7 protein-coding genes and 1 pseudogene are annotated in these 12,354 nt (G+C 69.4%); all 8 read left to right on the forward strand.

Going from position 1 to position 12,354, the window contains the following annotated elements; all coding sequences use genetic code 11:
- Positions 1 to 870: 870 nt before the first annotated feature.
- Positions 871 to 4,923, forward strand: coding sequence for an amino acid adenylation domain-containing protein (locus AC3IYI_RS26330; protein ID WP_489406057.1), 4,053 nt, complete (start codon positions 871 to 873; stop codon positions 4,921 to 4,923).
- 59 nt (positions 4,924 to 4,982) lie between these two features.
- On the forward strand, positions 4,983 to 5,591 hold the full coding sequence (gene epsC, locus AC3IYI_RS26335) for a serine O-acetyltransferase EpsC (RefSeq protein ID WP_489406058.1): 609 nt from the start codon (positions 4,983 to 4,985) through the stop codon (positions 5,589 to 5,591).
- A 459-nt stretch (positions 5,592 to 6,050) separates the two neighbouring features.
- Positions 6,051 to 6,848 (forward strand): annotated as a pseudogene (locus AC3IYI_RS26340) (ATP-grasp domain-containing protein); the annotation flags it as partial.
- A gap of 42 nt (positions 6,849 to 6,890) precedes the next feature.
- Positions 6,891 to 7,901 (forward strand): PLP-dependent cysteine synthase family protein, encoded by a 1,011-nt coding sequence (locus AC3IYI_RS26345; protein ID WP_489411676.1) that lies wholly within the window; start codon positions 6,891 to 6,893, stop codon positions 7,899 to 7,901.
- Positions 7,898 to 9,172 (forward strand): ATP-grasp domain-containing protein, encoded by a 1,275-nt coding sequence (locus AC3IYI_RS26350; protein ID WP_489406059.1) that lies wholly within the window; start codon positions 7,898 to 7,900, stop codon positions 9,170 to 9,172. The genes AC3IYI_RS26345 and AC3IYI_RS26350 overlap by 4 nt, the downstream gene beginning before the upstream one ends.
- 80 nt (positions 9,173 to 9,252) lie before the next feature.
- Positions 9,253 to 10,509, forward strand: coding sequence for an ATP-grasp domain-containing protein (locus AC3IYI_RS26355; RefSeq protein ID WP_489406060.1), 1,257 nt, complete (start codon positions 9,253 to 9,255; stop codon positions 10,507 to 10,509).
- A gap of 6 nt (positions 10,510 to 10,515) precedes the next feature.
- The gene (locus AC3IYI_RS26360; protein ID WP_489406061.1) at positions 10,516 to 11,778 is read left to right on the forward strand and encodes an MFS transporter; all 1,263 of its coding nucleotides are present in this window, start codon (positions 10,516 to 10,518) and stop codon (positions 11,776 to 11,778) included.
- Between the two features lie 80 nt (positions 11,779 to 11,858).
- On the forward strand, positions 11,859 to 12,311 hold the full coding sequence (locus AC3IYI_RS26365) for a cupin domain-containing protein (RefSeq protein ID WP_489406062.1): 453 nt from the start codon (positions 11,859 to 11,861) through the stop codon (positions 12,309 to 12,311).
- Positions 12,312 to 12,354: the final 43 nt, after the last annotated feature.

Genomic DNA, 12,354 nt, shown 5'->3' on the forward strand with positions numbered 1-12,354 from the left:
CGTACTACGCCAAAGGGGCGCTCCGGACCTTTCCAAGGTCCGGAGCGCCCCTTTTTGGCGTCGCCGGCCGGCTCGTCCCCGACTGTCCGGAGCCGCTGCCGCAGAGCAGTTCGGCGCGACGTCCAAGGCGACCCCTGTCGGCCCGGGCCGGCCGTATCGACCCCTGGATCCTCAGCGCGGTGCCGACGCCGCACTCGCCGGTCTGCCTTCGCCCGCGTCGGCGCGGGCAGGCCACACCGCCGGTAACGGCCTGCTGCAGGCCGGTAGATTTCAGGCCACTAAAAGGAAAAGAATCCGCCACGCGGTATGTGGAATTCCGTTTATGGCCTAGTCGGCGCCTTGCCCGCCGCGATCTCGATAGCGGGGAAATTTCCGCACTCGCAGCCGATAAGGGACATATTTTCCGCCGGGTCGGTATTTAGCCAGTAGAGACTTGATCTTGTCTCGGTCTCGGAGATATAGTCGCTCAGCGAGAGACTGCTACGCCATTTCCAGACGGGTAGTGGAACCGACTGGATGAGGCGGGGGCGTGTATCCACAGGATTGCCAGCAGGGGGAACGTCGATAGAGACCTGCTGTCGGACCACGAAGGTGACGTGAGGGCCGGTAGGGCTATTTTCGGCCAGGTCAACTCCGTTGAGGACTGTGGTCATGTCGTTCATGTAAATGTCGCGCGGATCCCACCGTGGCCACATGAAAGCCTGAATATAGTGCTGTTGTCCTGTTCGCCTATGTTCTAGTGCTCGGGGTGTATGGCGCGACAGCAGGTGGTTAATCATGGTCGCTGTCTTTTTGACGTCGGCTTGATCCGTGATGCCCTTTTATCGGCGATGCGCTCGAAAAAGATGAATTCGAGGAATGATGGCGAAATTGACGCTGTCCGATGGTTACAGCCTCTCGGACATGCTGCGCGCGACCGTGCTGGTCCACCCCGACCGGACCGCAGTCTCCTATGGGACAGAACAACTGACCTTCTCGGAGCTCGGCGAGCGCAGTGAGAACATGGCCGCCTACCTGCGACACCTCGGTGTGGCAGCGGACGAGCTGGTCGGCATATTCATGGAGCCGTCCGTCGACCTCATGGTGAGCGTCTGGGGCGTCCTGCACGCGGGCGCCGCCTACCTGCCGCTGTCGCCGGAGTATCCGGATGACCGCCTCCGCTACATGGTGGTGGACTCGCAGGCGAGGGTCATCCTGGCCGACGAGTCACTTGCGTCCCGGCTGGCCACCATGACACCGCCGGAAACCAAGATCGTCACGCTTGCCCAGGCGCGAGCGCACCGGGGAGCCGGGCAGGACGCTCAGGCCGCCGCCGGCCCGTCGGACCCCGCGCACGCGGACAGCCTCGCGTACGTCATCTACACCTCTGGGAGCACGGGCCGCCCGAAGGGCATCGGCATCGAGCACCACAGCATCGTCAGCCAGATGCGCTGGCTGGCCGACGAGCAGGGTCTGGACCAGCACAGGACCGTGCTGCAGAAGACACCGCTGAGTTTCGACGCGGCCCAGTGGGAGATCCTGGCGCCGGCCGTCGGCAGCACCGTCGTGATGAGCGAACCGGGGGCCTACCGCGACCCCAACCGGCTGCTGGACCTGATCACGACGAACAAGGTGACCACGTTCCAGGGCGTGCCGACCCTCCTGCAGGCGCTCGTCGACTCCGGACAGCTCTCTCACTGCACCTCGCTCACCCAGGTCTTCAGTGGCGGTGAGGCCCTCACCAAGAGCCTGGCGATCGAGCTGCTCGACGCGCTGCCGGACTGTGAACTGGTCAACCTGTACGGGCCGAGCGAGTGCACGATCAACGCGTCGTCCCACACCGTCGACCGGAAGACCGTCCAGCACGGCCCGGAGCACATATCCATCGGCAAGCCGGTGCGGGACGTCACCTTCTACATACTCGACGCCGCCCGGCAGCCCGTCGCGGAGGGTGAATCCGGTGAGCTCTACGTCGCGGGGCCCCAGCTCGCCCGCGGGTACCTGAACCGCGCCGACCTGACCGCCGAACGGTTCCTCGCCAACCCGTTCTCCACCGATCCCCGCTTCGACCGCCTCTACCGCACCGGTGACCTGGCGCGGTGGAACGACGACGGCACCGTGCAGTTCCTCGGCCGCACCGACAGCCAGGTCAAGTTGCGCGGCTTCCGGGTCGAACTGGACGAGATCAAGGTGGCCATCGAGACACAGGACTGGGTGAAGCACGCCGCCGTCGTGGTCCGCGACGACCCGAGGTTCGGCGCCAATCTCATCGCGTTCATCGAGCTCGACCCGAACCAGGCCGCGCTGATGGACCAGGGCAACCACGGCGCCCACCATCAGTCGAAGCAGAGCAAGCTGCAGCTTCGGGCGCAGCTCGCCAACCTTGGAGTGCGAGAGGACGCCGGGCTGCCCACCGTCGAACTGCCCGGGCAGCCGGCGACGGAACAGCAGCGGCGCACGGTGTTCGCCCGCAAGACGTACCGCTTCTTCGAAGGCGGCGAGGTCACCAGGGACGACGTCCTGGGCATGCTCGCCCCTCAGTCGGAGCACCCGGCCACGCCCCGGGACCCGGACGCGCTGACGCTGTCCGAACTCGGCGGTCTGCTGCGCTATTTCGGCCAGTTCCCCAGCACCGAACGCCTGCTGCCCAAGTACGGGTACGCCTCTCCCGGTTCGCTGTACCCCACGCAGCTGTACCTGGAGCTGTCGGGCATCGCGGGCCTCGAACCCGGCTACTACTACTACCACCCGATCGGCCATCGGCTCTCGCTGATCGCTCCCGCCCCGGCCGGCGAGCCGAGGCTGCGGGTCCACTTCATCGGGTGCCGGTCGGCCATCGAGCCGGTCTACCGCAACAACATCCAGGAAGTCCTCCAGTTCGAAGCCGGGCACATGGTCGGCCTGTTCGACATGGTGCTGCCCGAGTACGGCCTGCGGATCAACGGCCGCGAGCAGGAGCCGGCGGTCAAGGACGTCCTGGGGTGCCCGGACGAGGACTATTACCTGGCCACCTTCGAGGTGGAGACGTCCGCTGCCCCCGCCGTACCCGGCCCGGTCGACGTGTACGTGCAGGCCCACCCCGGCAGGATCGCCGATCTGGACGGCGGCCAGTACCGGTACGCCGCCGGCGATCTGGTGCGGGTGTCCGACGAACTGGTGCGCAAGCAGCACGTCATCGCCATCAACCAGGAGGTCTACCAGCGTGCGAGCTTCGGGGTCAGCCTGATCGGCGGTTCGTCCGAGCCGTGGCAGCGCTACGTCGACCTCGGCCGGGAACTGCAGCGCCTCCAGATGAACGACGGCGCTCTGGGGCTGATGTCCTCCGGCTACAGCTCGGAGACCGGCAACGACCTGCCTTCGGCCCGGCGCATCCGGGACATCGTCGATCTCGGCGAGGACGTGGCCTCCTACTTCGCCGTCGGCGGCCGCGTCAGTGCGGAGCAGCGGCTGAGCGAGGGCATGAAGGAGGACGCCGTCCACATGCGGGGGCCGACCGAGATCATCAAGGACGATCTGGCCGATTCCCTGCCCGCGTACATGGTGCCCAACCGGGTCACCGTCCTGGACTCCTTCCCGCTCACGCCCAACGGCAAGGTCGACCACCAAGCGCTGCGCGCCATGGACGAGGCGACCGTGGACGACACGGAAGCGCCGATCGTCGCGCCGCGGACGCCCACCGAGGAAGCGATCGCCGCGGTCTGGCGCAAGGTGCTGCGGCGCTCGCGCGTCTCGATCCGCGACGACTTCTTCGCTGCCGGGGGCCACTCGCTGACCGCGGTCAACCTGATCAGCCGGATCAACCGGGAGCTGGGCAGTTCCCTGCCCTTCCAGGTGCTGTTCCAGGCGCCGACCATCGCAGAGCTGGCCCGACGCGTCGACCGCGAGCCCGCGACCGCCGTGTCCAGGCTGGTGCGCCTGCGCGGCGGCGAGGACGGCCGTCGGCCGATCTTCTGCTGGCCGGGTCTGGGCGGCTACCCGATGAGCCTGCGCCTGCTGGCCAGCCGGGTGGAACGGGACCGCCCGTTCTTCGGTGTTCAGGCCCACGGCATCAACGAGGGCGAAACCGCGTACGCGACGTTCGACGAGATGGTCGCCCGGGACATCGAACTCATCAGACAGGTCCAGCCGGTCGGCCCGTACGTGCTGTGGGGCTACTCCTTCGGCGCCCGGGTCGCGTTCGAAGTGGCGTACCAACTGGAGCGCGCCGGCGAGCAGGTCGAGGACCTGATCCTCATCGCGCCGGGCAAGCCGCCGGTGGAAGCCCGCGGCGAGGGGAAGGCGCGCGTGGGGGTCAGCTTCGCCGACACCACGTTCGTCTCGATCCTGTACTCGGTGTTCGCCGGAAACCTCGAGCGGTCGGCGCTCGAGGAGTGCCTGGCGGCGGCGCACGACGAGGACTCGTTCGTCGACTTCGTCTGCGGCCGGTTCGAGCACCTGGACCGTGAGCTGGTGGGCCGGATCGTCGGTGTGGTGTGGCGGACGTTCCTCTTCGAGTACGCCCCCCACGAACTGGCCGAACGCAGCATCTCGGCGCCGATCACCGTGTTCAGGGCCACGGGGGACCAGGACTCGTTCATCGACTCCGGGCAGGTGCCTTCGAGCACGCCCCCCAGGGTCATCCAGCTGAGGGCCGACCACTACGGCCTGCTCCGCGCCGCCGGCATAGACGAACTCGTCACCGCCATCCAGTCCGCACTGCTCACCAGGAAGGTCACCGGAGTGCCCCACGTCAACATCAAACACTTCCCGGACAGCCTCGACACCCACCAGATCGACGCGCTGGTCGAGGCGATCACCAGCGCGGTCCAGACCGCGTTCTCGGTCGACGGGGGTGCCGTGTCGATAGCCCTCGAACCGGTGGCCCAGGACGTCTGGAACGAGCGGGTGTACATCCCGGAGATCGTCGAAGGCAGCGGAAACCTGGTCAAGGTCCCGAATTACTGAGCCCGGCCACCGAATCCGACGGCGTCACCGAGAGACCAGGCCACGAGACGGAGGACCGCATGCGTAGGACCATCGCCCGGGCGAAGGAAGACCTTTCCATGATCGTCGCGCGAGACCCGTCGATGCGCACGCGCGCGGAGGCGCTGCTGCATCCAGCGCTGCCGGCGCTGTGGACCCACCGGGTGGCGCATGGCCTGTACTCCCGGGGGCACCGTCAGGCCGCGCGGATCCTGGCCTACGTGGCGCGCGCCGTGACCGGCGGCATCGAGATCCATCCCGGTGCGCGGCTCGGCCGGCGCGTGTTCATCGATCACGGGGCCGCGGTGGTGATCGGGGAGACCGTCGAGATCGGCGACGACGTCACGATCTTCCACCAGGTCACCCTCGGTGCGGTCGGCTGGTGGAAGGACGACCGGCGCGAGCCCGGTGCCCGCCGGCACCCGGTCGTCGGCAACCGGGTGGTGATCGGCACCAACGCGATCGTGCTCGGTCCGGTCACCGTCGGCGACGAGGCGCTGATCGGCGCCGGTTCGCTCGTGCTGGCCGACGTGCCGGCCGGTGCCCGGGTGATGGCCCCCGCCGCCGAGGTCGTGCCACGACTGTCGGCCGAGGACCGCGAGGAGTCGGCGCAGTTGCTGCGCGCCCTGGCCACATCCGGGTGCTGGTGACACCCCCCTCCCGCCCCTGTTCCCCGCATCCCAGCCGACCCACGAGTCGGCATGCCATCGGAGGCATAAATGATTCATGTCGGTGTCCTGGAGAGCAACCTCTCCGGTTCCGGGTTCGAAGGCCTGCAGATCATCAAGGAACTTGACTGCCGGGTCACCTTCTTCACCCGCGATCTGGAGCGATACCTGGAAGTGCCGGGCGGCCCGGCCTACTTCGACAAGTACGTCGACGAGATCGTGCAGTGTGAGACGAACATCCTCGAGGAGCTCCTGCCGCACGTGCACGCGGCCGGGGCAGAGCACCCCTTCGACGCGTTCCTGACCCTGGCCGAGTACGACGTGGTCGTGGCCGCGGAGGTGGCGGTTCTGCTCGGGCTCCCCACGGTCAGCGTCAACGGGGTCGCGGTGGCACGCAACAAGGCGCTGATGCGCCGGCGCTGCGCCGAACTCGGGGTGGCGATGCCGGCGTTCCGCACGGTGCAGACCCCGGCCGAGGCGGAGGCGGCCGCGGCGGAGATCGGCCTGCCCGTCGTGGTGAAGCCGGCCGACGAGACCAGCAGCGCCGACGTTCGGCTGGTCGACACCCCGGCGCAGGCCGGCGAGCACGTCGCGCTGATCCAGTCCCGGGTGGAGAACACCCGCGGCCAGAGCCGCTATCACGAGCTGATGGTCGAGGAGTACCTGAGCGGTCCCGAGGTCAGCGTGGAGGTGCTGGCCGAGGGCGACCGGTACGAGGTGCTCGGGGTGACCGACAAGTCGGTCGGCGGCCAGGGCTACTTCGTCGAGCTGGGCCACAGCTTCCCGTCCGCCCTGCCCGAGCCGATGGTCCGCGCCTGCGGCGACCTGGCCGTGGAAGCGCTGCGCGCGGTCGGGTTCGACCTGGGCATGGCCCATGTCGAGATCAAGGTGACCAAGTCCGGGCCCAAGCTCATCGAGATCAACCCGAGGCCCGCCGGCGGCAAGATCACCTACCTGGTCGACCAGGCCCTCGGCATCCGCTCCCTGGAGCTGGTGACCCGGCAGTACCTCGGTCAGTCGCTGCCGGCCGACGTGGTGCCGGAGCAGCCGGTCGCCGGCGCCGCCATCCGCTACCTGATCGCGCCGCCCGGCCGTGTCGTGTCGATCACCGGTGAGGATCGCGCCGCCGCGCTGCCCGGCGTGCTGGAGGTCACCCTCAAGCCGAAGCGGGGCGACGTGCTGCGGGAGCCGCGCCGCAACGGCGACCGGTCCGGGCACGTGCTCGTGGTGGCCGAAACCGCCCAACTCGCGGCGCGGACCGCGGAGGCCGCCGCGAACGAGATCAACATCCGGACCGAGCCGGTCAGCCGGCGTCCGGTCGCGGACTCCCTCGCCGACCTGATCGGCGGTACGCCGCTGCTCCGGCTGCCGATGGACCGGATCCAGCACGGGGTGCCGGGCGACGCCGACGTGCTGGCGAAGCTGGAGCTGTTCAACCCGTGGTCCAGCAGCAAGGACCGGGCGGCGCTCTGGATGCTGCGCGGCGCCGAGGAGCGCGGGCTGCTCACCCCGGGCAACGGCACCGTGATCGAGGCGACCTCGGGCAATACCGGGATCTCGCTCGCCGCGCTGGCGGCGGACCGCGGCTACCGCTGCGTCATCGTGCTGCCGGACAACGCGACCCCGGAGCGGGTGGCCATCCTGCAGCACCTCGGCGCCGAGGTGGTGCGGACACCGCACACGGGGGGCTACCAGGCCGCGGTCGACAAGGCCGAAGAGCTCCACCGGGCGACCCCCGGTTCGTGGTTCTGCTGCCAGCACGACAATCCCGACAACGTACGGGCCCACTACGAGTCGACCGGCCCGGAAATCTGGTCCGACAGCGACGGGCGGATCGACGTGTTCGTCGGCGGGGTCGGTACGGGTGGCACGCTCAGCGGTGTCGGCCGCTTCCTCCGCGAGCGCAACCCCTCGGTCCGTCTCGTGGCGGTGGAGCCGGCCGGGTCCCCGCTGCTCTCCGGCGGCGAGCCCGGCACGCACTGCATCCCGGGATTCAACGGCGGCTTCATCGCGCCCACCACCGATCAGGACCTCATCGACGAGGTGATCCCGGTCTCCGACGCCGACGCGCTGAACACCACGCGGCAGCTCGCGCTGCGCGCCGGCCTCGTGGTCGGTGTCTCGGCGGGCGCCGTCGTGCACGCGGCCGGTGTCCTGGCCGCCCGGCCGGAGTACCGGGGCAAGCGCATCGTGACCCTGCTGCCCGACACCGGTGAGCGGTACCTGAGTCTGCTGGGCCGCGCGGCCGAGCCGGCGGCGGCGGGCGCGACCGACAGTGGCGGTGCCCGTTGACCGCCACCGTTCCCGCCGACGGCCGGCCGCGCCTGCTGATGGTGATGCCGTATCGGCAGTTCGTCCAGAAGGCACAGGCGGAAGGGTTCTGGGTCGGTGCGATCTGGGACACCGGGCTCGAGTCGCCGGAGTACCTGGACGGCGTACGCGAATTGGCGGACGTGTTCGTGCTGACCGACTTCCAGGACCAGGAGGTGCTGCGGCGCACCATCCTCGAGGTGGCGCGGGAGCACAGCGCCTCGGTGATCTACCACATAGGCCGCGAAGAGAGCATGGTCACCGCCTACGAGGCGGCCGAGGAACTGCACGCCGAGCTCAATCCCGCTGCGGCGATCCGGTTCCTCGCCGACAAGCACGCGATGCGGGGACTGCTGGCGGAGCGTGGACTGTCTCCGGTGGCCTTCGAGGCGGCGGCGACCCGGGAAGAGGTACCGGACGCGGTCCGGCGGATCGGCTACCCGGCCGTGGTCAAGCCGTCCGCGCTCGCGGGCAGCAGGGGTGTGTTCCTGTGGCAGGAGCCGCAGGACCGGGCGACCTGGACCGCGCTGGTCGACCAGTACGACTACGACGGCCCGTTCCTGGTCGAGGAGTACCTGGTCGGTCCCGAGTACAGCGTGGAAACGCTGAGCAAGGACGGCCGCCACCAGGTCGTCGGCATCACCGAGAAGCTGCTGGGAGCGCCGCCTCTGTTCGTGGAGGTCGGGCACGTCCATCCGGCGCCGCTGCCCCCTGACCGCGCGCAGGCCATCGAGGACCTGACCACGGAGCTCCTCACGGCGTGCGGGTACCGGTTCGGTCCCGCGCATACCGAGGTGATCTGGACGCAGCGCGGCCCGCGCATCGTCGAGTCGCAGTCCCGGCTCGGCGGCGACCGGATACCGAGACTCGTGCAGTTGGCCACCGGGCTGGACATCGAACAGGCGATCTTCGCCGGCATGGCGGGCCCTGCGGCCGAGCTGTCCGCGCCGACGGCGACCGCGACGGTGCGCTTCTTCACCTTCCCGCCCGGCCGCATCGACGAGATCCGCGGCCTGGAAGCAGCCCGCCGGCTCCACTTCGTCGACGAGCTGAACGTCCGGCTGCGCCCTGGGGACACCGCCTCGGAGGTCCGCGACTCCAAGAGCCGGCACGGGCACGTCATCGTCTCCGGCGCCTCTCCCGAGGAGGCGCAGGCCCGCTACGAGGAAGTGCTCGCCACCATCGAGGTCGTCATCGACGGAGTGCCCGTGCGGGCGGACGGCCGGACCGGGGCGCTCGGAACGCCCGCATGAGCATCGTCGGCCGCGAGGTCCCCCCATCACGGAAAGGCAGTGACCATCCAGTGGTCCGCACCATCAACCAGGAGGTCGTCGTGACCGCCCACGACACGGACGCACAGGTGTTGTTCGTCGGCTACAACGCGGCCTACCTGCGCGCGATCGACGGGCGGGTCCCCAGCGGATCCGTCGTGGTGATCGAGGAACCCGACATCATCCGCAAGCGGGAGCTGCAGGACGCGGCTGCGCGCTTCGACTGCCTCGACCGGATCGTCCCGGCGAGTTACCAGCAGTCGACGGAGGTCCTCGACCTGGTGGTCGAACTGTCGGCCGTGCGGCCGATCGCCGCCGTCGTACCGGGCCTGGAGTACGCGGTACCGGCGACGGCCGCCCTGGCCGAGAAGCTCGGGCTGCCCGGTGCGACCGAGGCGGCCGCGCAGGCGCTGCGGGACAAGGTCCGGCTGCGCGAGGCCGCCGGCGCCGGCGGCGTCCGCAACCCGCGCTGGCGGGAGGTCTTCGGGCCCGAGGACATCCTCGAGTTCGCCGGTGACGGTCCGGTGGTGGTCAAGCCGGCGAACCGGCAGGCGAGCGTCGGCGTGCAGCTGCTCGACTCGGTCGACGCGGCCAGCGCCGCGCAGGCCTGGGAGCGGACCTCGACGGCCGCCGAGTACGAGCAGGTCCCCGACCGCGAGCTGGCCTGGCGGTTCCTGGCCGAGGAGCGGCTGCAGGGACCCGAGTTCAGCGTCGAGGCCCTGGTCCGCGACGGCGAGATCATCTTCGAGAACATCACGGCGAAGACGGTGATCGAGGGTCCGTACCCGGTCGAGCTCGGCCACCTGCTGCCCGCTCCGCTCGACGCGGCCACCCAGGCCGCGTTCGAGGAGGCCTCCCGGGCGCTCGTCGCCGCGGTCGGCTTCCGGACCGGCATCCTGCACGCCGAGTGGATCCTGACCGAGGACGGTCCGACGCTGGTCGAGTGCGCCGGGCGCTGCCCGGGCGACTACCTCATCGACCTGATCGACATGGCCTACGACACCCGGATCCGGGTGACCCTGATCGACCTGCTGGCCGGCCGTCCGGTCACGCTGCCGCGCTCGTCGGAGCGGACCTCGGCGATCCGGTTCCTGGCCGCCGAGCCGGGCACCGTCACCGAGGTGAGCGGCCTGGACGAGGCGAAGGCCCTGCCCGGCGTCCGCGACGCCGAGGTGGATGTCGAGGTGGGCCAGGAAGTCGGCGCCTGGGCCTCGTCCTGGGACCGTGCCGGACACGTCATCGCGACCGGACCGGACGCGGCCGCCACCAGGCAGCGCGTCCTCGACGCGGACGCCGCCATCCGCATCACCACGGGCTGAGGGAACATGTCTGCTCTCTGGCAGCGCGTGCGAGGTCTGCGCGGCTCCATGCCCGGCGGTTCGGTGGGCACACGGCTGGCCGTGATGGCGGTCATCAACGCGGTGGGCACCGGTGCCTTCCTGGCCGTCTCCGTGCCCTTCGTCACCCGGTCGGTCGGGCTGACTGCGGGCAACCTCGGTCTCGGCCTGACCCTGTCCGCGGTCGTCTCCCTGGCCACGGCGATCCCGATCGGGCACCTGGCCGACCGGATCGGCCCCAAGAAGGTCCTGGTCGGGGTGAACCTGTGGCGCGGCTCGTGCTTCCTGGTGTACCCCTTCATCCAGAACCTGTGGCAGTTCCTTACCCTGCTCTGCGTGCTCGGCTTCGCCGACAAGGCCGCCTACCCGATGGAACAGGCCCTGGTCGGGCAGGCGGTGACGACCGAGGAGCGGGTCAGGGTCATCGCGCTGCTGCGGTCGATCCGCAACGTCGGCTTCACCGTCGGCGCCCTGGTGGGCGGCATCGGCCTGATGATCGACACCCGGCCGGGATACGCGGCGATCCTGCTGGTCAACGCCGCCGCGTTCGCCGTGTCCGCGCTGCTCGCCTCCCGGCTCCCGCTGCTCAACGAGGTGGGCAAGAGCCTGCGCAAGAGGTTCTCCGCCACGGTGCTGAAGGACGGACCGTTCCTGGCGTTCACCGGGATCAACGCGGTGCTCACCATGCACATGACCCTGCTGAGCATCGGCATCCCGCTGTGGGTCGTCGGCCACACCAAGGTCTCGCCCGCGGTGATCGCCCCCTTGGTGGCGGTCAACACCGTGCTCGCGGTCGTCCTGCAGATGCGGGCCAGCCGGGGGACCGACACCATCGCCGGCGCCTCGCGCGCACTGCTGTGGGCGGGCGCCTCACTGGCGATCTGCTCCCTGCTGCTCATCGCGGCGCCGAAGCTGCCGGTCGTCCTGGCGGTCGGCGTGCTGCTGCTGGCGATGATCGCGCTGACCGGCGGCGAGCTGTGGCAGTCCGCCGGCGGCTGGGGCGGTTCCTACCTGCTCGCGGTCCCCGGCCAGGACGGTGTCTACCTCTCGGTCTTCTGGCTCGGCGTGGCCGTCCAGCAGATCGCGGCGCCGCTCCTGATCAGCCTGGTCGTCACGGTCGGCGCCACCGGCTGGGTCGTGCTGGCCGCGCTGTTCGCCGCCAGCGGCCTCGCCGCGCCGGCCATCGGCCGGTGGGCACAGGCCCAGGTCGACCAGCGGGCCGAGGACCCGAGCCTCGTCGAGGCCACGTAACCACCCAGAAGCCAAGTAACCACCCATACATGTCGACCCGGTTGGCGGGTCGGTTGTTGTCAACACATCAGGAGAAAAAGATGTCTCTGCCGCTTTATGTTCCCGCGGGCGCGGGCGAGTCCGTCAAGATTCGGGACACGAAGGAGACGTTCATCAAGCTCACGCACGAGCAGTCGAACGGCGAGTTCGGCTTCTACGAGCACCACATGGCCCCCGAGGCGAACGGTGCCAGCCCGCACGTGCACGACAAGTCCACCGAGATGTTCTACGTGGTCAAGGGTGAGATCGAGTTCATCATCGGCGACGAGAAGAAGGTGGGCGAGCCGGGCGCGTTCGCCTACGTACCCAAGGGTGCGCCGCACGGCTTCACGAACCACGGCAAGGAGGACGCCATCCTGCTGATCATGTTCATGCCGGTCTTCCACCGCGAGGAGTACTTCCGTGGTCTGGGGCGCCTCACGGCCAACGGCCGTAACCCCAGCATGGAGGAGCTGCAGGAGCACATGGCGAAGTACGACCAGGTCATGGTCTGATCCGCGCCCGTCGTAAACGCCCCCGGGCCTGGCAGCGGATGTC

The sequence above is a fragment of the Streptomyces sp. GL_148 genome, assembly GCF_057834205.1.